Origin of the sequence: Natronobeatus ordinarius (genome assembly GCF_024362485.1) — an archaeon.
GTDB lineage: Archaea > Halobacteriota > Halobacteria > Halobacteriales > Natrialbaceae > Natronobeatus > Natronobeatus ordinarius.
On record NZ_CP101456.1, the window covers coordinates 2,972,974 to 2,991,900 of the forward strand.

General features: G+C 66.5%; 22 protein-coding genes. 15 read left to right on the forward strand and 7 right to left on the reverse strand.

What is annotated here, in order from left to right; translation table 11 throughout:
• The first annotated feature begins 340 nt into the window (after positions 1-340).
• The 5 genes from NMQ09_RS15045 (at position 341) to NMQ09_RS15065 (ending at position 3,653) form a co-directional block, all read left to right on the forward strand.
• Positions 341-556, forward strand: a complete 216-nt coding sequence (locus NMQ09_RS15045) for a hypothetical protein (RefSeq protein WP_255191401.1) — start codon at positions 341-343, stop codon at positions 554-556.
• Positions 557-725: 169 nt separating this feature from the next.
• Positions 726-851 carry a hypothetical protein gene (locus NMQ09_RS15050; protein WP_255191402.1) on the forward strand — a complete coding sequence of 42 codons (126 nt, stop codon included), beginning with the start codon at positions 726-728 and terminating at the stop codon, positions 849-851.
• A 6-nt stretch (positions 852-857) separates the two neighbouring features.
• Positions 858-1,847, forward strand: a complete 990-nt coding sequence (locus NMQ09_RS15055) for a YeiH family protein (RefSeq protein WP_255191403.1) — start codon at positions 858-860, stop codon at positions 1,845-1,847.
• An 82-nt stretch (positions 1,848-1,929) separates the two neighbouring features.
• Positions 1,930-3,207 (forward strand): histidinol dehydrogenase, encoded by a 1,278-nt coding sequence (gene hisD / locus NMQ09_RS15060; protein ID WP_255191404.1) that lies wholly within the window; start codon positions 1,930-1,932, stop codon positions 3,205-3,207.
• Between the two features lie 134 nt (positions 3,208-3,341).
• The gene (locus NMQ09_RS15065) at positions 3,342-3,653 is read left to right on the forward strand and encodes an ASCH domain-containing protein (RefSeq protein WP_255191405.1); all 312 of its coding nucleotides are present in this window, start codon (positions 3,342-3,344) and stop codon (positions 3,651-3,653) included.
• 799 nt (positions 3,654-4,452) lie between these two features.
• On the opposite strand, the gene NMQ09_RS15070 is transcribed toward NMQ09_RS15065, so the two are convergent.
• Both NMQ09_RS15070 and NMQ09_RS15075 read right to left on the reverse strand, forming a co-directional pair.
• Positions 4,453-5,214: an IclR family transcriptional regulator gene (locus tag NMQ09_RS15070; protein WP_255191406.1), complete on the reverse strand. Its 762-nt coding sequence runs from the start codon at positions 5,212-5,214 to the stop codon at positions 4,453-4,455.
• Between the two features lie 103 nt (positions 5,215-5,317).
• Positions 5,318-5,785: a VOC family protein gene (locus tag NMQ09_RS15075; RefSeq protein WP_255191407.1), complete on the reverse strand. Its 468-nt coding sequence runs from the start codon at positions 5,783-5,785 to the stop codon at positions 5,318-5,320.
• 124 nt (positions 5,786-5,909) lie between these two features.
• Between NMQ09_RS15075 and NMQ09_RS15080 the strand changes: the two genes are divergently transcribed.
• The 5 genes from NMQ09_RS15080 to NMQ09_RS15100 all read left to right on the forward strand — a co-directional run bounded on the left by NMQ09_RS15080 (position 5,910) and on the right by NMQ09_RS15100 (position 11,328).
• The gene (locus tag NMQ09_RS15080; RefSeq protein ID WP_255191408.1) at positions 5,910-6,233 is read left to right on the forward strand and encodes an EthD family reductase; all 324 of its coding nucleotides are present in this window, start codon (positions 5,910-5,912) and stop codon (positions 6,231-6,233) included.
• Positions 6,230-7,927, forward strand: a complete 1,698-nt coding sequence (locus tag NMQ09_RS15085; RefSeq protein WP_255191409.1) for a thiamine pyrophosphate-binding protein — start codon at positions 6,230-6,232, stop codon at positions 7,925-7,927. Before NMQ09_RS15080 ends, NMQ09_RS15085 begins: the two co-directional genes overlap by 4 nt.
• A gap of 58 nt (positions 7,928-7,985) precedes the next feature.
• Positions 7,986-8,948 carry an NAD-dependent epimerase/dehydratase family protein gene (locus tag NMQ09_RS15090; protein ID WP_255191410.1) on the forward strand — a complete coding sequence of 321 codons (963 nt, stop codon included), beginning with the start codon at positions 7,986-7,988 and terminating at the stop codon, positions 8,946-8,948.
• A gap of 66 nt (positions 8,949-9,014) precedes the next feature.
• Positions 9,015-9,167, forward strand: a complete 153-nt coding sequence (locus NMQ09_RS15095; RefSeq protein WP_255191411.1) for a hypothetical protein — start codon at positions 9,015-9,017, stop codon at positions 9,165-9,167.
• A gap of 124 nt (positions 9,168-9,291) precedes the next feature.
• Positions 9,292-11,328, forward strand: a complete 2,037-nt coding sequence (locus tag NMQ09_RS15100; protein WP_255191412.1) for a primary-amine oxidase — start codon at positions 9,292-9,294, stop codon at positions 11,326-11,328.
• Between the two features lie 385 nt (positions 11,329-11,713).
• On the opposite strand, the gene NMQ09_RS15105 is transcribed toward NMQ09_RS15100, so the two are convergent.
• A complete protein-coding gene (locus tag NMQ09_RS15105; RefSeq protein WP_255191413.1) occupies positions 11,714-12,094 on the reverse strand; it encodes a RidA family protein in 381 nt (126 codons plus the stop codon).
• Positions 12,095-12,460: 366 nt separating this feature from the next.
• Between NMQ09_RS15105 and NMQ09_RS15110 the strand changes: the two genes are divergently transcribed.
• From NMQ09_RS15110 to NMQ09_RS15125, 4 genes are all read left to right on the forward strand, one after another.
• Complete coding sequence (locus NMQ09_RS15110) at positions 12,461-12,595, forward strand: hypothetical protein (RefSeq protein WP_255191414.1); 135 nt, start codon at positions 12,461-12,463, stop codon at positions 12,593-12,595.
• A 27-nt stretch (positions 12,596-12,622) separates the two neighbouring features.
• The gene (locus NMQ09_RS15115; RefSeq protein ID WP_255191415.1) at positions 12,623-13,897 is read left to right on the forward strand and encodes a M24 family metallopeptidase; all 1,275 of its coding nucleotides are present in this window, start codon (positions 12,623-12,625) and stop codon (positions 13,895-13,897) included.
• A gap of 67 nt (positions 13,898-13,964) precedes the next feature.
• On the forward strand, positions 13,965-14,972 hold the full coding sequence (locus NMQ09_RS15120) for an LLM class flavin-dependent oxidoreductase (RefSeq protein ID WP_255191416.1): 1,008 nt from the start codon (positions 13,965-13,967) through the stop codon (positions 14,970-14,972).
• 63 nt (positions 14,973-15,035) lie between these two features.
• On the forward strand, positions 15,036-15,656 hold the full coding sequence (locus NMQ09_RS15125; protein WP_255191417.1) for a class I SAM-dependent methyltransferase: 621 nt from the start codon (positions 15,036-15,038) through the stop codon (positions 15,654-15,656).
• Positions 15,657-15,702: 46 nt separating this feature from the next.
• Here NMQ09_RS15125 and NMQ09_RS15130 read toward each other — a convergent pair whose 3' ends face one another.
• A complete protein-coding gene (locus NMQ09_RS15130) occupies positions 15,703-16,089 on the reverse strand; it encodes a PaaI family thioesterase (RefSeq protein ID WP_255191418.1) in 387 nt (128 codons plus the stop codon).
• A 78-nt stretch (positions 16,090-16,167) separates the two neighbouring features.
• On the reverse strand, positions 16,168-17,451 hold the full coding sequence (gene paaK, locus NMQ09_RS15135; RefSeq protein WP_255191419.1) for a phenylacetate--CoA ligase PaaK: 1,284 nt from the start codon (positions 17,449-17,451) through the stop codon (positions 16,168-16,170).
• Between the two features lie 111 nt (positions 17,452-17,562).
• On the opposite strand from paaK, the gene npdG reads away from it, so the two are divergent.
• Positions 17,563-18,228: an NADPH-dependent F420 reductase gene (npdG, locus tag NMQ09_RS15140; protein ID WP_255191420.1), complete on the forward strand. Its 666-nt coding sequence runs from the start codon at positions 17,563-17,565 to the stop codon at positions 18,226-18,228.
• A 109-nt stretch (positions 18,229-18,337) separates the two neighbouring features.
• Here the strand turns inward: npdG and paaE are convergent, their stop codons facing one another.
• Entirely contained in the window at positions 18,338-18,505 is a 168-nt protein-coding gene (gene paaE, locus NMQ09_RS15145) for a 1,2-phenylacetyl-CoA epoxidase subunit PaaE (protein WP_255191421.1), read from the reverse strand.
• Positions 18,506-18,507: 2 nt separating this feature from the next.
• On the reverse strand, positions 18,508-18,921 hold the full coding sequence (gene paaD / locus NMQ09_RS15150) for a 1,2-phenylacetyl-CoA epoxidase subunit PaaD (RefSeq protein WP_255191422.1): 414 nt from the start codon (positions 18,919-18,921) through the stop codon (positions 18,508-18,510).
• Positions 18,922-18,927 lie beyond the last annotated feature (6 nt).

Sequence of the window (18,927 nt, forward strand, 5' to 3'; positions counted from 1 at the left end):
CGTCGGCGCCGGCCAGCGCGGCTCCACTTCCGGCGACCGTACTGTCGGCACCGGCCCGACCGAGCGCGGCTCGATCGGAGGGCAGTCGCCGACTCGGTGGCGTTCGTGGTCATCGGTGATTCGGGTGCAGTCGTCGCGGCTCGACCTGGCGACGATTGGTGTAGTACTCGAACCGTTATTCGTCGACGCGTTCCGATAACGGTTCTGGTTCGACGTGTGACCAGTCACGGGCCGGTACGTGTACCCAGTCACGAGCCGGTACCCGAGTCGGGCGATCCGCGGCCGTCGCCCGAGCGGCTTCGATACAGCTTAGCATCGGCGCATCCTACCTCGAGCGAGTATGAACCAGCAGGCGTTCGTGAAACTCGCGATCGTGGCGTTCGGGCTGGTCATCCTGAGCTTCTTCGTCCTCGGCTTCTCGCGGACTGTGTTCGACTTTCGGACCGCCCAGCTCCTGGCGGCGCCGATCGGATTCGCCGGCTTTGGACTCGCGATCTTCCTGTTCGTCAGGGCCACGCTTTCGGCGGCTGGCGTGTGGACGATCGATCCCGAGTGACCGCCGCGATCGGGAGTGTTATAGTAACCGTTGAACGTCATTGCACACCCGGTCACGACCATCGGCGGTCAGCCTCGTCGAGGAGGCCGAGGCTGACCGCTCGGCTGTGACCGGGTGTAAATCGTTGCAACGAATACTATATCCCCCAGCACCGAATTGCCTCGAGCGAATGGGACTCATCGGCCGAGACGTCGAGGGACTGATCGCCTGGGGTAGCCCGACGAGCGACGACGGGCCGAGGGGCGTCGAAACCCGCGCGAAGACCTGGGTGGGCGTGACGCGACGCCGTCGGTGATCGCGGATGCGCGCCGTTTCCCTCCTCCCCGGTCTCGCCCTGCTCGTCGCCGGCGCGATCGTCGCGCGGACGCTCGCGCCGATCGTCGGCGTGCACCACCTGCTGCTGGCGATCGCGATCGGATTCGTCGTGGCGAACGCCTCCGGCGTTCCGGCGGTCGCCGCCTCGGGCGTGGACACCCACTCGCGCTGGCTGGCCGCCGGGATCGTCCTCATGGGCGCGTCGGTGACGCTCGAGACGCTGCTCGAGGCCGGCGGCGTCGTGCTCGCCGTCGTGCTCGGGGTCTGTGGGTTCACCCTGCTCGTCGTCGAGGGGCTCGCCCGAAACGTCTTCGGCCTGAACGACCGCCTCGGATCGCTGCTCGCGGCCGGCGCGAGCATCTGTGGCGTCTCGGCGGTCGTCGCAGTCGCGGGGGCGGTGGACGCGCGCCAGGAGCAGATCGCCTACGCCGCAGCGACGGTCCTGCTGTTCGACGCGATCACGATCGTCGTCTTTCCGATCGTCGGCGACCTGCTGGGGCTATCCGGAATGGTCTTCGGCATCTGGGCCGGAGTCAGCATGTTCTCGACAGGGCCGGTCGTCGCGGTCGGGTTCGCCCACTCGGAGGTCGCCGGCCAGTGGGCGACGGTGACGAAACTGGCGCGTAACGCCCTGATCGGCGTGGTCGTCGTCGGCTACGCGACCTACTACGCACGGACGAACGCGGCGGGGCAGGGGCCGCCGTCGATCCGAACGCTCTGGGAGGGGTTCCCGACGTTCGTCCTCGGCTTTCTCGTGTTCGTGCTCGCTGCGAGCGTCGGGGTGTTCTCGCCGGCCCAGCACGCGGCGATCGAGCGGGCATACGACTGGCTGTTCTTGCTGGCGTTCGTCGGCCTCGGGACGGAGATTCGACTCGCCGCGCTTCGTCGCACGGGATTGACGCCCGCGCTGGTCGTCCTGCTCGCGCTGGCGCTCGTCAGCACGCTCTCGCTCGCGGTGTTGACGGTCCTGTTCTGAGGATCCCGGGCGGCTCTGCGATCCGATCCACAGCGGTGTGCGAAACAAAACCGTTTTTCGCGGCCCACTCGAATTTCGGCCCATGAGCGTAGACGTACGGGAGATCGGCGACCTCGGGCCCGACGAACGGGTCGCCTTCTTCGAACGCGACGCCGGCATCGACGCGGTCAGAGAGGACGTCCGCGAGATCGTCGGTCGCGTTCGCGAGGAAGGCGACGTCGCCGTCCGGGAGTTCTGCCGCGAGTTCGACGGCGTCGAGGTGGGCAACCTCGAGATCACCGACCAGTGCGAGCGGGCCTTCGACGACCTCGATTCGGACCTCCGCGAGGCGATCGAGACGGCCGCGGCGAACGTTCGGGAATTTCACGAGGCCCAGCTTCCCGAAGACTGGCGCGAGGCGTTCGGCGAGGGACGGGAGCTGGGGCGACGATTCCGCCCGATCGATCGCGTCGGCGTCTACGTCCCCGGGGGAACTGCGGCGTACCCCTCGAGTGCGATCATGGGCGTCGTGCCGGCGGTCGTTGCGGGCGTCGAGCACGTCTCGGTCGTGACGCCGCCCGCCGACGAGCTCAATCCGGCCACGCTGGCGGCGATCCACGTCGCCGGCGCGGACGCGGTGTACAGCGTCGGCGGTGCGCAGGCGATCGCCGCGCTCGCGTACGGCACGGAGTCGATCACCCGGGTCCAGAAGATCGTCGGGCCGGGCAACCGGTGGGTGACGGCGGCGAAAGCCGACGTTCGGGGCGACGTCGAGATCGACATGCTGGCCGGCCCGAGCGAGGTCGTCGTGGTGGCCGACGAGACGGCCGATCCCGAGTTCGTCGCCGCGGAACTGGTCGCCCAGGCCGAACACGACCCCAACGCGTCGGTCGTCGCCGTCACCGACGACGCCGACCTCGCCGAAGCGACGGCCGACGCCGTCGACCGACAGGCGGGCGAGCGCGAACGCGAGGACGTCATCCGCGAAGCACTCACAAACGACGCCAGCGGTGTCCTGCTCGCGCGGTCGATGAGCGAGGCGATCCTCTTCACCGAGGAGTACGCCCCAGAGCACCTCTCGATTATGGCCGCCGACGAGGAGGCGATCCTCGAGCGAATCGACAGCGCCGGTAGCGTCTTTCTCGGTCCGTACACGCCCGTCGCCGCGGGCGATTACGCCAGCGGGACGAACCACGTGCTCCCGACCAACGGCGGCGCGCGCGTCACCGGCGGCCTCTCCGTCGAGACGTTCCTCCGCTCGACCACCGTCCAGCGGCTCTCCGAGGACGGCCTCGGCGACCTCGCCGACACGATCACGACGCTCGCCGAGGCCGAAGGGCTCGAGGCCCACGCCGAGAGCGTCCGGACGCGTCTCGAGTGAGCACCCCCCACAGTTCCGTCGTTTCCGTCGTCTCGTCTGGCTCGCCCGTCCCAAACGTCCCGAACGGTTCTCGGCTCCGCGTCGGTGGGCTGGCGATGCCAACCACTTTGTCCGGCCGACGCGAACTGGCTCCCATGTCTGAGCTTGAACCAGACGTGCTCCTGCCCAGCGACCGAATGCGCAGCCAGGCACTCGAGGGCGACGTCACCCAGATCCACCGCGGCCAGCAGTACGCCGACGAGGGCGACACGTTCACCATCGAGGGAACGACGTTCGAGGTCGTCGAGGTGACCGAGCGCACGCTCGGCGACGTGACCGACGAGGACGTCCAGGCCGAAGGCATGGCCGACCTCGAGGAGTACCGGGCTGTCCTCGAGCGCGCCCACGACCACTTCGAGTGGGACGACGACTCCGAGGTGGTCTTACACCGCTTCGAGCGACGGTAGCCGAGGCGCCAGCCACGACACACCGGCTCGACGATGACGAGGCGATTCCCGCCAGGCCCACCTGGGCATCGTCGCTGCTCGAGTGTGTCACACACCGAGTGAACAGATTCACATACAGTATACTGTACGGAGAGGCATTCACTGGTACAGTTCGTAGTGATCGAGTGCTCGTTCGAAGAGGGCTGGTATAAACGATCTGGAGCACAAATTCGTCCGATCCGCGTCTGGACGCCGATCTACATTCAATTCGAGGTGGCTCAGCCGTCCTTGAGCCAGATACCGGCTCGGTAGCAATTTTTTCACCTTGTGACACCGAATATCAACCAATCATACAAACCATCTAGTTGCCGATCTATCTGCATAACTAACTTAAGTTAGACATGTCTTCGAGAGAGACACTGTCGTTCCGAGTCGTCGACCCATGTGGCCGTCGGCAACGCTCATCGACAGGCGATTCTCATCGGCAGGCGATTCGAATCCATTGTGCGAGAGGTAGACACACTATTACAACAATAGGATTGTAACGAAATCGAGTACGGAGGCCGTTCGCAGCAGGCGAACGAGGGTGAGAGAACCGGCGACCGCACGAGCGTCCTGGCTCGCCAGCTAACGGCCAGGTGCTGGGTACGACCGGGACGTATCGCACTCGGTCGCCGGCATTGCACGCTCGCTCGTGACCCAGCGGCCAGCAGCGTCCGTGCTGGCCGCTCGAGTGCACAGTGAGTACCTCGTTTCCAGGAGTATTGTCGCCGTCGGTGCTGTGCCGTCGGCGAAAAACGCCGTTTTCCGCTGGCGAACGCTACACGTGGGCCATGTTGATCTCGATCTCGTTGGCGATGCCGAGCAGCAGGTTGGGCACCTCCTCGTCGAAGCGGTTCCCGCGGAGTCGCTTGGCCGGCGCCGAGAGACTCAGCGAGCCGATCGCAACGTCTCGCTCGTTGGTGATCGGAACGCCGACGGCGTGGAGGCCGGGGATCGACTCCTCGCGGTTCTGTGCGAACCCTCGCTCGCGGATCTCCGCGAGTTCGTTCCGGAGCTCGTCGGGATCGGTGATGGTGTCTTCGGTGCGGGCGGGGAGCCCGTAGCGGTCGACGATTTCGTCGATCCGTTCTTCGGGGAGGTACGCGAGGATCGCCTTCCCCGCGGCGAGCTGGTGGAGGTAGTTGAGCTGGCCGGTCCGGGCGTACGTCCGCACCGATCGCTTCCCCGAGGCCACGTAGAGGTGGATTCCCCGGCCGTGTTCCTCGGCGAGGATCCAGACTTTCTCCCCCGTCTGCTCGGCGAGTTCGTCGACCTTCGGCCGGCCGACCTGGTAGAGGGTGTCCTGCTCTCGAGCGTAGTTGCCGAGATCGAGAAACCGGAGCGCGACGTGAAACGTATCGCCGTCGCGAGTGACGTATCCCGCCGCGTACAACGTCGCGAGGTGGCTGTGAACGGTGCTCTTCGCCAGGTCGAGCGCCGACGCCAGCTCCGAGACGCCGGCACCGTCGGCCTCCTTCAGGTGTTCGACGATCTCGAACGCCGTCTCGACCGACTGGATCGTGCGTGCGTCCTCGTTCATCGTCAATACACAGGAATAGCGATCATTTAGGTGTTTTGAAGAGCCGAACGACGCCGACTGCGCGAACGAACCCGATCGGCGCGGCGGCCGTCGAGTCGACAGTTCAGAGCGACTCGCCGCCGACGAACAGCCGGCAGCCAGCCTCACGGGCCTCGGCGTAGCCGTCGTAGTACTCCATCAGCTGGAAGAGGACACCCGTCGGGTTCGTCGGCGAGACGAACGCCTCCCCCCAGTGCTCGAACTCCTGGTGACCGGTGATGTGGACGTCTCTGGCCTCGAGCGCCTCGATCGCCGCGTCGAGGTCGGCCACCTCGAGCGTGACGTGGTGGAGGCCGGGGCCGTTCTCGGCGAGGAAGTCGGTGAGAAAGGAGTCGGAGTCGCCCCGGGGGGCGATCAGCTCGAGGCGGGAGGCGTCGCCGAGGACGTACGTCGCCCAGGTGAAGTCGCCGTACAGGCTCGGTTCCTCGTGGATCTTCTCACAGCCGAGGGCGTAAAGCAGGGGTTCGGCCTCGGGAATCGACTCGACGGCGATACCGGCGTGATCGACGCGCATCGGGGGCAGTTCGGACATACGCTCGAGACCGTGGGCTCGCCACATAGTCGTTTGGGAGCCGGTAGACGGGGAGTGACTGTCGCCGGCAACCGTCGCAGGACACCGATAGAACAAAGTCACCGACTCCCGACGGTTGAGATGTATGATAACGATGGTAGAGCTACTCGTCCGAGGGGACGGGTACAGCCACGAGGAGTTCGTCGAGCGCTGGCAGGGCGACCACGCCGAGATCGCGCGTGAACTGCCTGGACTGAAGCGATACAGCACGTCGGTGCCGACGAACCCCGACGACGTCGAGTACGACGGCGTCCTGCAGCTCACCTTCGAGAGCGAGGCGGCGATGAACGAGGCGTGGGCCTCCGAAGTCGGCGAGGAAGTCATGGCCGACGCCGCCGAATTCCTCGAGATCGGCGCGGGGCCGCGCATGGTCGTCGAGGACACGATCCACGTCGACGTCGACGAATGACGGGGACGGCAGACGCGCTCGTCGAGACGCTCGAGGAACTGGGCGTCGAGTACGTCTTCGGCTACCCCGGCGGGCGGGCCATCGAACTGCTCGATCACGTTCCGGAGTCCGAGGTCGAACTCGTCCGTCCGCGCGACGAGCGCGAGGCGAGTGTCATGGCGGAGATGTACGGTCGACTCACCGGCCAGCCAGGCGTCCTGACCGGGCAAGGGCCGTGGATCGGTAGCCTCGGCATGATGGGGCAGATGGAAGCACGGCTCTCTTCCTCGCCGCTGGTCACACTCACGGAGGCCTCCGAACGCGGCGAGTACTCGACGCTCGCGCCGTACCAGCAGGCCCGCGGCGACTACGGCGGCTTCAGTCTCCCGAAGATCCTCGACGGCGTGACGAAGGAGTGGTGGTTCCCCCGGACGCCGACCGAGACGCTTCGTAGCGTGCAGCTGGCGTTCAAGCACGCCGAAGCTGGCCGGCCCGGCCCGACGGCGGTGATCCTCGACGGCGACGCGATCAACGCCGACGTCCCCGAAGAGTCCACCCCGCCCACGTGGGACGCACGGGAACAGACGCGGACGTGGGACGCCGCACCGACGAGCGAGGACGTCGCGGCGGCGGTCGAGGCGCTCGAGGCCGCCGACCGACCCGTGATCGTCTCGGGTAACGGCGTCCACGCGGCGCAGGCGTACGACGAACTCGCGGCCGTCGCGGAGGCGTACGACTGCGTCGTGGCGACCTCCTATCTGGGCAAGTCGACTTACCCCGAGACGGACGAGCGAGCGGCGGGCGTCATCGGCTCGTTCGGCCACGAGGGAGCCAATCGCGTCGTCAGCGAGGCCGACACCATCCTGGTCGTCGGCTGTCGCATGAACCCGATGGACACCAACTGGCAGGCCCCCGAGTTCATCCGTCCCGACGAGCAGACGATCATCCACGCCGACATCGACACCCGCAACGCCGGCTGGGTCTACCCTGCCGACGTCGGGCTGATCGGCGACGCGAAACAGAGCCTCGCCGCACTCGCCGACGCGGGCGAGGCGTCGAACGGCTGGGCGCTCGAGCGGGCGGCCGAGGCCCGCGAGTGGTTCACCGCGCCCGAGTGCGAGGACGACTCGGCGCCCATCAAGCCCCAGCGGGCGGCCAAGGAGATTCAGCAGGTCGTCGACGAGGACACCATCGTCACCGCCGACTCGGGCAACAACCGCTTCTGGCTGCTCTACTACCTCCAGACGCCGGCCGTTCGTACCTACTTCGGCAGCGGCGGCGTCGGCGGCATGGGCTGGGCCAACCCGGCCGCGGTGTCGGCGGCCCTGACGACGGAGAAGGACGTCATCGCAGTCGCCGGCGACGGCGGCTTCACGATGACGATGACGTCGGTCGAGACGGCCGTCGAGTACGGCGTCGCCCCGACGTTCGTCGTCCTCAACGACACGAGCCTCGGGATGGTCCGCCAGATGCAACACGAGGATGACGACATCGCGGGCGTCGAGTTCCACGACACCGACTTCGTGAAGGCCGCCGAGGCGTTCGGTGCGACTGGCGTGCGCGTCACCGAACCCGAGGACTTCGCTGACGCCTTGCTCGAGGCCAAGGCCGCCGACGTCCCGTACGTCATCGACGTCCGGATCGACCGCGAGGAGGACATGGCCGAGACGCTCTCCTCCTCGTTCTACGAGACGGTCGGCGGGTTGCACGAGTGAGGCATCGAACGGGACGAACCGCAGGAAATATCACACACCAAACGGATACGATTCAAACATGAGTGACGAAACGGTACTGGTAACGGGTGGAACCGGCTTCATCGGGTCCTACGTGGTACAGGATCTGCTCGAACAGGGCCACGACGCGGTGGCCTACGACCTCTCGACGGACACGTCGATCCTCGAGGAACTCGGCGTCGCCGAGGAGACCGAGGTGTGGCGTGGCGACGTCTCCGATCCGACCGACGTGATTCGGGCGGTCAAGGAGACGGGATCGACCCGCATCATCCACCTCGCGGCGCTGCTGACGACGACGGCGCGCGAACAGCCCCGGCTGGCCGCGAAGGTAAACATTCTGGGGACGAACAACGTCTTCGAGGCCGCCCGGACGCTCGACGATCAGGTCGAGCGCGTCGCGTGGGCGTCCTCGGCGGCCGTCTACGCCCCACCGAAAAACTACGACGCCGAGTGGGTCGACGAGACCGAACTCGTCTACCCCGACACGCTCTACGGCGCGAACAAGGAGTACAACGAACATCAGGCCCGAGTCTACCACGAGGACTACGGCCTGGACCACGTCGGCCTGCGCCCGACGGTCGCCTACGGTCCCTACCGCGAGACTGGTGGCTCGGCGTTCCTCGCGAACATCATCGAGAAACCCGCCCTCGGCGAGTCTTACAGCGTCGAGTACGGCGACCAGTACGTCGACTGGCAACACGTCGAGGACATCGCCCAGGCGTTCCGCAAGGCCGCGTTCGTGCCCGAAGCGGATCTCACCCAGCGGATCTACAACGTCCGCGGCGTGCTCGCGACGGTCCGCGAGGCCGCCGAGACGGTCGAGTCGATCGTCCCCGACGCCGACATCGAGGTTTCAGACGAGGGCGAACTCCCCTGGACCCAGAACCTCGACATGACCAAAGCCCAGGAGGATCTAGGCTACGACGTCGAGTACGACCTCGAGTCCGGCTTCCGCAAGTACATCAACGTGCTCCGGGAAGACGCGGGCCTCGATCCCGTCTGAAGCGGGGATCCGACCCGGTCTCGGACAGAACGCTTTTTTGCGCCGACGGTGGATCGACCGCTCGAGATGGACGAAACGGCGACGGTCGGCGGGCTGGTGGCGGTGTTCGGAGTCACGCTGTTCGTCGCCTACCGACTCGAGGATCCCGTACTCTGGGTCCTGTGGGGTGCGTCGATGGTCGTCCTCAACGGCGCCGCGCTGATCGCCATGAACCGGTAGCGCGCCGCGTCGCTCCCGGCGAATCGTCATGAATCGGTAGCGTGCCGTGCCGATTCCGGCGAATCGATATCAGCTGCGTCGGACCGAGCGAACTTATTTATCCTTGGTTGACAACATCTAGCGCATGGCAGAAAGCCACACGCGAGCGATCGACCATCCGCTCGATCCGCTCACGCCGGACGAGATCGAGGCCGCCTACGAAGTGCTGACCGACGAACGCGACGTCGGCGAGGCGAGCCTCTGTATCAAGATCGAACTGGCCGAACCCGAAAAGGAGGCGCTTCGGGCCTACGACGACGGCGGGGAGCGTCCCGATCGACGGGCGCTGCTTGTGATCCGAAACAGTTCTGACGGAAAGACGCTCGAGGCCGTCGTCTCGCTCGAGGAGGCGTCGGTCGTCTCCACCGAGGAGGTCAACGGCCAGCCGTCGATCGCCATCGAGGAGTTCATCGCCTGCGAGGAGACCGTCAAACGCAACGAGGAGTGGCAAGCCGCGCTCCACGATCGAGGAATCGAAAACACCGACCGCGCGATGGTCGACCCGTGGTCGGTCGGTCACGAGTTCGTCCCCGAGGACGTCGACCGCTCGAGGCGGCTGGCCCACGGGCTGACGTTCGTCCGACCCAGCGAGGACGACGGCGACGAGGGTTACGCCCATCCCGTCTCCGGGCTGCACACGTTCGTCGACCTCGACCGGATGGAGGTCGTGAAAGTCGTCGACTACGGCCCGCCGGATGAGGACAGTCCGATCCCACCCGAGGAGATGGCCTACCGCGAGGGCGACGTCGAGCTCCGAGACGACCTGACCGCCTACAACGTCGACCAGCCGGACGGCCCGAGCTGGAGCGTCGACGGCCACAAACTCGAGTGGCAGAACTGGCACATGCGCGTCGGCTGGACCCAGCGGGAGGGGCTGGTGCTGTACGACGTCGGCTACGAGGACGACGGCGAGGTTCGGTCGATCATCGATCGCGCTTCCTGTGCGGAGATGTCCGTCCCCTACGGCGATCAGAACATCAACGACCGGTTCAAGAACGCGATGGACGTCGGGGAGTACAACATCGGTCGGCTGGCGAAATCGCTGACCAACGGCTGTGACTGCCTCGGTCACATGCACTACTGGGACGCCGTGATGAACACAGCCGCCGGCGAGCCGAACGTGCTCGAGAACGCCATCTGCCTCCACGAGGAGGACAACGGGACGCTGTGGGAGCGTAGCGACTGGCGCACCGAGACCGACGAGGTGCGGAGGCGCCGCCGACTGGTCGTCTCGTTCGTCGCCGCGGTGGGGAATTACGACTACATCTTCAACTGGTACTTCTACCAGGACGCCTCCATGGAGGTCGAGGTCCGGCTGACGGGTATCGACAGCGTCTCCGCCGTCGGACCGGACGAAGATCCGGACGGGTACGGCGAGTTGCTCGCCCCGCAGCTCAACGGCCCGATCCACCAGCACTTCTTTAACTTCCGGCTCGACATGAACGTCGACGACGGGCCGAACAGCCTCTACCGCGTCCAGAACGAGCAGGTGCCGATCGGTCCCGGTGGGCTCGACCCGATGGGCGAGGCCGACGAGCGAACGGCCAACCCCGGCGGCCAGGCGTTCTACGCCAAGCGAGAGCAGCTCTCGAGCGAGTCGGCGGCCAAGGACCTCATCGACCCGCTGAAGGGCCGCTACTGGCAGGTGATTAACCCGGCCGAAGAAAACTACCTCGGTAAACCGACGGGGTACAAGCTCGTTCCCGGCGGGAACGTCGAGGCCGCAATGCAGCCCGAATCGAGCGTGATGAAACGCTCCGGGTTCATCCAGTACCACCTCTGGGCGACCCCCTTCCGCGAGGACGAGCGCTTCCCCGCCGGCACCTACCCCAACCAGCACCCCGGCGGTGCGGGCCTGCCCGCGTGGACCGAGGCCGACCGGAACCTCGAGGAAGAAGACCTCGTGCTCTGGTACACCCTGGGCGTGAACCACGTCACCCGCCCGGAAGACTGGCCGATCCTCTCCGTGCAGGTGTACAGCTTCACACTCCAGCCCGTGAACTTCTTCGACGGGAGCCCGGCGATGGACGTGCCGCCACAGCACGCCATCGAAGGTCAGGACGTCCCCGGCCACGGCGACCACTGCGCGACCGACGCCGGCGCGGACGCCGACGACGACTGAGTCGGCCGTCGGATCTCCGTTCTTCGATCGGCTCGAGGCGCTCGTTTCCGAACTCGAGGATCGAGGCACCCACCCGCTACGGCTCCCCCATCCGACCTCGGGTAGCGACGGCGCAGCCGTGAGGCGTGCCGGCGCGACGGCGCCGGCGCGTCGAACACCGGTCACGCGCCGTCGGGGCGGCCAGGGGAGTCCTCCGCTCGAGCGCGGCCCGAGCGCCGCGAGGGGCGCGCGAGAACGGGCGGTCCCATTCGTGTTTCGTGCGAGTAGCGTCCGCCTACTGCCTACTCGACACGCAGGCGTTCCCGCTTCCGAATTCGACGATCTGAGCGGAGACGCCCGCTCGAGTGAGTCCCGAGCGAGTGTCGTCGAGAACTGAGGACGCGACCTAGAGTTCGACTTCGACCTCGAGTAAGAACTCCTCGAGCGCGAGTGACTCGACGCCGAGGATGGTGTGACAGGGGAACGGCTTCGTCTCGAAGACGTCCTCCCAGACCTCGAGGTAGTCCTCGAGGTTCGCCGGGGCATCGACGAGGTAGCTGGTCACCTTGCGGACGTCCTCGAGGTCTCTGCCAGCCTCCTCGAGCAGGAGCTCGACGTTCTCGTACACCTGTCGCGCCTGGCTGGTGATGTCGTCGCCGGCGATCTCGAACTGCTCGTCCCAGCCGACCTGTCCGGACATGTAGAGAGTCCCGTCGTCCTCGACGATGGCCTGGCTGTAGTGCATCTGCTGGGTGTCGATCAGTCCGTCGGGGTCGATGATTCGCATACGCCACCGGGTTCGAAGGCCGGGGTCAAAACCGTTGCCTCGAGTTCGTGTCGACTGGAGCGCGTCCTCTGGCCTGGTCTCGAGTGCATCCGCGTGCCGTCTCGAGCGCGCGTCGCTCGAGTGGAGACGAGCTGCCAGCCGAGGTCGTCGCTCGAGGAGAGAGGAGCAGGCAGACGCTGCTCGCACGAAACACGAATGGGGCCGCCCATCCTCACGGCGCTCGCGACTGCTCGCGCCGCTCGGGAGATGCGTCCCCACTCCTCCCCCGACGGCGCCGGGGTGTTCGTCGTGCCTTCGGCACTCCTCACGAGTGGCGCCGTCGCGACCCGTGGATCGATCAGTCGGCCGTGAGCCGTGGGTCGGTCGATGGGCTGTGAACCGTGGATCGGTCGGTGGGACGTGAACCGTGGATCGCTCGAGGTGTCGAACGACGGAACGGGTGGCGCCGTCGAGGCGTTCGAATCGCTAGCCGTCGCGGACGGAAAGCGGTACCATTTATGACCTTCGCGCGGATTGGTACGGCCGTACATGACCTTCTACGAGCGAAGCTACATGGAAGGAACGCTCGGCACGCAGGCCGTCGACTGGGAAGAGCGGATCAACACCCAGCGCCTGCGCGAGGAGCGAAAAGAGAAGGCCCTCGAGCGTCTGCAGGACACCGACCTCGGCGCGATCCTCCTGCTCTCGGATCCCAACATCCGGTACGTCACCGGGCTGGCGATGACCGGCGGCAGCGGCGCCGACCACTACACGCTGCTGACCGAGGAGGGCGACATCGTCCACTGGGACACGGCCGACCACGCGAGCAACCAGCGGGCAAACTGCCCGTGGCTTCCGGACATCCGCTACGCCTGCCCCGGCCTGGGGAACGTCCCGCGGGCCTCGGGTCGCAATTCGGCTCGGAACTTCTTACTCGAGACGATGGCCGAAGGCGTCGCCGAGGCGATGGCCGAGTACGGCGTCGCCGACGAGACGCTCGGCGTCGACGTCGGAAACGCGGGGTTGCTCTCGGCGCTCGAGGGACAGGGCCTCGAGACGGACGTCGAGACAGCCAACGCGATCATGGCGGACGCCCGCAAGGTGAAAACCGACGACGAGATCGAGTGTCTGCGGATGGTGGCTGCGATCTGTGAGGCGGGCTTCCAGCGGATCACCGAGGAGGCCAAACCGGGCATGCGCGAGACCGAGGTCTGGGGCGAGGCCGTCAGTGAACTCTGGCGCCACGGCGCGTTCGTCGGCGGCGGCTACCTCACCTCCGGCCCGAACACGTGGCCGAAACACCAGGCGAACACGACGGATCGGATGATCCGCCCCGGTGACCTCGTCTACGCCGATATGTACAACATCGCCTACCTCGGCTACCGCTCGTGTTATTACCGCACCTTCTCGATGGGCGAGCCCACCCAGGAACAGCAGGACGCCTACGAGATCGCCCGCGACAACCTCTACGACGTACTCGAGCGCATCGAGCCCGGCGCGACGACCGACGAGATCTCCCAGGGCTTCCCGGACATGGAGGGCGAGCACGCGGACTTCTACGACGCCGACGAGCACTGGCAGATGACGACGAACCACTGGGCTCACGGGCTGGGCCTCCAGCTCTACGAGGTGCCGCTGATCTGGCGCGGCCTCTCGCCCGACCACCCCATCGAGATCGAGGAGGGAATGACGATGGCCGTCGAGACCCAGGAACCCGCGGGCCGTCAGGGTGTGCGCGTCGAGGAGATGGTCGTCGTCCGCGAGAACGGCGTCGAGATCCTCAGCCAGTGGCCGGTCGAGGAGATCACGGTCATCGACTACTGACCGGCGGCATCGGCAACCTGCGCGGTATCACCAACTGTTATACCGGTTCGAGAGAAGTAGTAGACGTATGCAACTCGGCACTGGCCTGTTTACCGCCCAGCGACGGCCCGAGGACGACCGCGAGATGAGCGAGCTCTACGACGAGGTGCTGACGCTGACCCGCGAGATCGAGGCCGCGGGCCTCGACAGCGCGTGGGTCTCCGAGCACCACTTCGCCGACGACGGCTACCTCTCGGCGACGATGCCAACCCTCGGGGCGATGGCCGCCGAAACGGACGCGCTCGAGATCGGCTCCTGTGTCGCCCTCGGGCCGCTGTACGACCCCATCCGGCTCGCCGAGGACGCCGCCACCGTCGACTTGCTCTCAGATGGACGGCTCACCCTCGGCCTCGCCATCGGTTCGAACCCACAGGAGTTCGACGTCTTCGGCGTCCCGCGAGACGAACGCGCCCAGCGACTCGCGGATCTCGTGCCCTTCCTGCGCGGTGCCTGGAGTGAGGGCGACCTCGAGTATGACTCAGAGTTCCACGACGTCCCGACGGACGTCTCAGTCACGCCCAAGCCAGTCGACGAAACGGTACCGGTCATGCTTGGCGGGGCGGCCAAGCCCGCCGTGCGACGTGCCGCCAGAACCGCAGAGGGCTGGTGTGCTCCCTCGTCGCTCTCGATCGAGGGCGTTCGCAAGCGCGTCGAGGATATCCGCAACGTGCGCGAGCAGGAGGGACTCGAGGGCGACTTCACGATCTACGTCCTCCAGCACGGCTGGGTCGGCGACTCTCGCGAGGAGGCCTGGGAGACGATGCGCGAGGGCTACCTCTACATCCAGCGTCGCTACGCCGAGATCTTCTCGGGCGAGCCGGTCGAAGAACTCGAGGCCGAACGGAAACAGGAGCTCAAAGACCAGGCGATCTTCGGCACGCCCGAGCAGGTGGTCGAGGAGCTGAACGAGTACCGCGAGGCCTTAGGTGACGACATCCACTTCATCTTCCGCACCTACCACCCCGGCGTCGGCACCGAGGAGATGGTCGAGTGCGTCCACCGCCTCGGTGAAGAGGTCGCCCCGGAACTCCGGTGAGTTCGGCAAGCCCCCCGATGAACCCGGACCTATTTGTGCACCTCACCTGTACAGTACGGCCTGATGATAGAACGAGACGCGGTGCGACGGGGCTACGACGAAGTGGCCGACGTGTGGGCCGACGAGCGGTCGGAGACCGAGGGAGAGGCGAGCGTGCTCGAGTCGGCTCTCGAACCGCTCCCCTCGTCGGTTCGGATCCTCGACGTCGGGTGTGGACAGGGGACCCCGGCGCTCGAGCGAGTCGGTGACGAGGCGACCGTCGTCGGACTCGACTTCTCGCGGAGACAACTCGAGGGCGCCACGTCGAACGTTCCTGAGGCTTCGTTCGTCCAGGGAGATATGACGCGGTTGCCTGTAGCCAACGACTCGTTCGACGTCGTGACGGCGTTTTACTCGCTCATCCACGTCCCGTCTGCCGAACACCGGACAGTTCTCGAGGAGTTCGCACGCGTCGTCCGCCCGTCCGGACGGCTACTCGTCTCCGAGGGGGTCGAGCCGTGGAGCGGAACCAATTCCGACTGGCTCGACAGTGGTGCCGAGATGCAGTGGGACATTGCGGGAGCCGAGGCCACGCGAACCCGACTGCGCGAGGCCGGCTTCACCATCGAGGCCGAACACGAGCTCCGCGGGGTCCTCACCGAGGGCGAACACTGGATCTTTTTCGACGCCCGGCCGGCTGGGTAGCCGACCCGAACCCGATCGTTCTGAAAAATGTGTCAGTCGTCGACCCCTATCCCGTCTTGTAGACGCCTCGAGCGTCCGCGATCAGCGTCTCGTCGTCCGCGGCGTACACCTCGACGTCGACGACGCCGACCTCGCCGCCACAGCGAACAACGTCGGCCTCCGCGTAGAGGTCGCCCGTGCCGGCGCTGAGGTAGTCGATGCGCATGTCGATCGTCGGCACCGGCTGGTCGACCAGCGAGACGAGCGCTGCCCCGCCGACGGTGTCGGCGAGGGTGAACGTGACCCCGCCGTGGGCCATCAGCCGCTCTTCGTTCCACGAGAGGTCCTCGGTCATCTCGAGGCGGCCCTCGGCGTGGCCGTCTGCACACTCGGTCACGTCGATACCCAGCAAGGATGCGAAGGGCATCCCTTCGAAGAACGCTTCGACGTCCATACGCCATCCTCACGTTCGGGGAACATAAAACCAGACGAGATCGTTCTCACTCGCTCGAGTCGGGGCCGGAACCGACGTTCAGCGGTGGTCGTAGACCCGTTTGACCTTTCCGACCTCCGTGCGCTCGATCGAGCCGTACTCGACGAGCTCGAGTTCGTCGGGCGTAAACGAGAGGGCGTTCTGCAGCCGCGTTCGAATCCGGTCACACAGCTCCTCGCGGTCGCCGTCGAAGCCGTCGACGAGTTCGACGGTGAGCTCCATCCGATCGAGGTTCCCCTCGCGATAGAGGTCGATGCGGTACTGCGGCGCCACGTCGTCGAACTCGAGGACGACGTCCTCGATCTGGCTGGGGTAGAGGTTCACCCCGCGGACGATCAGCAGGTCGTCGGCGCGGCCGGTGACGCCGTCCATGCGGACCATGGTGCGGCCGCAGTCACACTCGTCGTAGGTGAGCGAGGTCATGTCGCCGGTGCGGTAGCGCAGCACGGGTAGAGCCTCCTTCGAGAGCGACGTGAGCACGAGTTCGCCCTCCTCGCCTTCGGGCAGGGGCTCGCCCGTTTCGGGGTCGATCACCTCGGGGTAGAAGTGGTCCTCCCAGATGTGGAGGCCGTCCTGGGCTTTCGCACACTCGACGGCGACGCCGGGGCCGATGAGTTCCGAGAGGCCATAATTCTCGATCCCCGTCGCGCCCAGGCGCGTCTCGATCTCCTCGCGCATCGGTTCGGTACACGGTTCGGCGCCGTAGAGCACCACCGAAAGTGGCAGCTCGCGGGGGTCGACGCCCAGCTCCTCGGCCGTCTCGGCGAAGTACAGCGCGTACGACGGCGTACAACCGATCGCGTCACTCCCGAGATCCTGGGCGAGTTCGACCTGGCGCTGGGTGTTGCCGCTACTCGAGGGGATGACCGTCGCGCCGAGCGCCTCGGCGCCGCCGTGGAAGCCGAGGCCGCCGGTGAAGAGGCCGTAGCCGTAGGCGTTCTGGACGGTGTCGCCCGGCTCGAGGCCCGCCGCGCGCATCGACCGGGCCATCACGCCGTGCCACAGCTCGAGGTCGGCCTCCGTGTAGGCGACGATCTTCGGCTTGCCCGTCGTGCCCGAGGAGGCGTGGATCCGGCGAAGCTCGTCGTCGTCGACGGCGAACAGGCCGTCGGGGTACTGGTCGCGAAAGTCCGCTTTCGTCGTGAACGGCAGTTCGTGGAGGTCCTCGACACCACGAATATCGCCTGGCGTCACCCCCGCCTCGTCGAGGGCGTCCCGATAGAACGGGACGTTCTCGTAGGCGCGTTCGACCGTCGTTCGGAGGCGTGCAGACTGCAGTTCGCGGAGCTCGGATCGTGAGGCGTGCTCGATCTCCTCGGTCATGAATCTTCATCCGGAGGCATGACGTGAAGTACCAAAGCTCTTGGTTTATCCGGCCGGGTATCTCGCCGGGACGGGAAGCCCTTTGACCGACCGGTTCGAATTCGCTCCTGTATGCGAATCGCGCTACTCGGTGGAACCGGTGACATCGGCGAAGGACTGGCGCTACGACTGGCTCGAGAGACGACCCACGAGGTCGTCGTCGGCTCGCGGACGGCCGAAAAGGCCGCCGCCGCGGTCGAAGCGTACGCCGACCGACTCGGCGACGAACTGACGGCCGACCTCTCCGACGCGCCGAACGAGGCGGCCGCCGCCGGCGCCGATGTCGTCGTCGCCTGCGTCCCGCCGTATCACCTCTCCGACACCGTCGACTCCGTCGCCGACGCGCTCTCAGCGGACGCGATCCTCGTTAGCCCCGCCGTCGGCATCTCCCGGGACGACGACGGCTTTCACTACAACCGCCCGCCACAGGGCAGCGTCGCGGAACTCGCGGCCGACGCCGCGCCCGACGACGTTCCGGTGGTCGGCGCCTTCCAGAACCTCGCCGCGGGCGCGCTGGCCGACTTAGCACACGAACTCGGTTTCGACGTGGTCGTCACCGGCGACGACGAGGCGGCCAAAGAGACGGTGAAGGGAATCGTCGAGGAACTCGAGGGCCTGCGCCCGCTCGACGGCGGCGCGCTCGCCAACAGCGCGGAGGTCGAAGCGATGACGCCGCTGTTGATCAACCTCGCGATGGAAAACGACGGACTGCACGACCTTGGCGTCTCGTTCCACTGACGGCTCGGTCGACTGCTGAATAGCCACTACGTTGCCACTACTGTCTCGGCGAACGGACCGAGACGGCAGTCGCTCGGCGTTGGGTCTCGAGAAGCGGCGGCCGGTCCGGCTATTCGAACTTCTCGAACGGCTGCTGGCAGTCGTTGCAGTAGTGCATCGACCGACAGAGCGACGGTCCCTTGGGGTGTTCGCGAACGGTGTTCGTCGACTCGCAGTAGGGGCACTCCGCGCCGGACGTCTCGCCGCTCGTGGTGACGGATGGATCGAGGTCTCGCATGATCAGATACTCAGTCCGAACTCTCGCAGGTCCGATTTACCCTGTTCGGTCACCAGCTCGATCGACCAGGCGGGACTCCAGACGAGGTTCAGGTCGACCTCCTCGACGCCGGCGACGCCGGCGACGGCCTCCTCGATCTGGGCCTGGAGCATGTCCCGGGCCGGACAGCCGGAGTAGGTCAGCGTCATGTCGACGCGTGCGACGCTGTCGTCGACGCCGACGCCGTAGATCAGCCCGAGGTCGACGATGCTCACCGGCATCTCCGGGTCCTCGATCTCGTAGAGGACGTCCCACACGTCGGCGTCGACGCCGGTAGCGCCCTCGCCGGTCGCGGGGAAATCCTCGACGGCCTCGCCCTCGCGGTAGTCGGTGTACGCACACGGCGTCGGTTCGGTGTCTGGAGTCTCGCTGCTCATGATCGT

What these genes read in the sequence shown, in the direction of transcription:
- NMQ09_RS15045 (WP_255191401.1), top strand. Translation starts at nt 341, where the DNA reads ATGAACCAGCAGGCGTTCGTGAAACTCGCGATCGTGGCGTTCGGGCTG.
- NMQ09_RS15050 (WP_255191402.1), top strand. Translation starts at nt 726, where the DNA reads ATGGGACTCATCGGCCGAGACGTCGAGGGACTGATCGCCTGGGGTAGC.
- NMQ09_RS15055 (WP_255191403.1), top strand. Translation starts at nt 858, where the DNA reads ATGCGCGCCGTTTCCCTCCTCCCCGGTCTCGCCCTGCTCGTCGCCGGC.
- hisD (WP_255191404.1), top strand. Translation starts at nt 1,930, where the DNA reads ATGAGCGTAGACGTACGGGAGATCGGCGACCTCGGGCCCGACGAACGG.
- NMQ09_RS15065 (WP_255191405.1), top strand. Translation starts at nt 3,342, where the DNA reads ATGTCTGAGCTTGAACCAGACGTGCTCCTGCCCAGCGACCGAATGCGC.
- NMQ09_RS15070 (WP_255191406.1), bottom strand. Translation starts at nt 5,214, where the DNA reads ATGAACGAGGACGCACGCACGATCCAGTCGGTCGAGACGGCGTTCGAG.
- NMQ09_RS15075 (WP_255191407.1), bottom strand. Translation starts at nt 5,785, where the DNA reads ATGTCCGAACTGCCCCCGATGCGCGTCGATCACGCCGGTATCGCCGTC.
- NMQ09_RS15080 (WP_255191408.1), top strand. Translation starts at nt 5,910, where the DNA reads ATGATAACGATGGTAGAGCTACTCGTCCGAGGGGACGGGTACAGCCAC.
- NMQ09_RS15085 (WP_255191409.1), top strand. Translation starts at nt 6,230, where the DNA reads ATGACGGGGACGGCAGACGCGCTCGTCGAGACGCTCGAGGAACTGGGC.
- NMQ09_RS15090 (WP_255191410.1), top strand. Translation starts at nt 7,986, where the DNA reads ATGAGTGACGAAACGGTACTGGTAACGGGTGGAACCGGCTTCATCGGG.
- NMQ09_RS15095 (WP_255191411.1), top strand. Translation starts at nt 9,015, where the DNA reads ATGGACGAAACGGCGACGGTCGGCGGGCTGGTGGCGGTGTTCGGAGTC.
- NMQ09_RS15100 (WP_255191412.1), top strand. Translation starts at nt 9,292, where the DNA reads ATGGCAGAAAGCCACACGCGAGCGATCGACCATCCGCTCGATCCGCTC.
- NMQ09_RS15105 (WP_255191413.1), bottom strand. Translation starts at nt 12,094, where the DNA reads ATGCGAATCATCGACCCCGACGGACTGATCGACACCCAGCAGATGCAC.
- NMQ09_RS15110 (WP_255191414.1), top strand. Translation starts at nt 12,461, where the DNA reads ATGGGCTGTGAACCGTGGATCGGTCGGTGGGACGTGAACCGTGGATCG.
- NMQ09_RS15115 (WP_255191415.1), top strand. Translation starts at nt 12,623, where the DNA reads ATGACCTTCTACGAGCGAAGCTACATGGAAGGAACGCTCGGCACGCAG.
- NMQ09_RS15120 (WP_255191416.1), top strand. Translation starts at nt 13,965, where the DNA reads ATGCAACTCGGCACTGGCCTGTTTACCGCCCAGCGACGGCCCGAGGAC.
- NMQ09_RS15125 (WP_255191417.1), top strand. Translation starts at nt 15,036, where the DNA reads ATGATAGAACGAGACGCGGTGCGACGGGGCTACGACGAAGTGGCCGAC.
- NMQ09_RS15130 (WP_255191418.1), bottom strand. Translation starts at nt 16,089, where the DNA reads ATGGACGTCGAAGCGTTCTTCGAAGGGATGCCCTTCGCATCCTTGCTG.
- paaK (WP_255191419.1), bottom strand. Translation starts at nt 17,451, where the DNA reads ATGACCGAGGAGATCGAGCACGCCTCACGATCCGAGCTCCGCGAACTG.
- npdG (WP_255191420.1), top strand. Translation starts at nt 17,563, where the DNA reads ATGCGAATCGCGCTACTCGGTGGAACCGGTGACATCGGCGAAGGACTG.
- paaE (WP_255191421.1), bottom strand. Translation starts at nt 18,505, where the DNA reads ATGCGAGACCTCGATCCATCCGTCACCACGAGCGGCGAGACGTCCGGC.
- paaD (WP_255191422.1), bottom strand. Translation starts at nt 18,921, where the DNA reads ATGAGCAGCGAGACTCCAGACACCGAACCGACGCCGTGTGCGTACACC.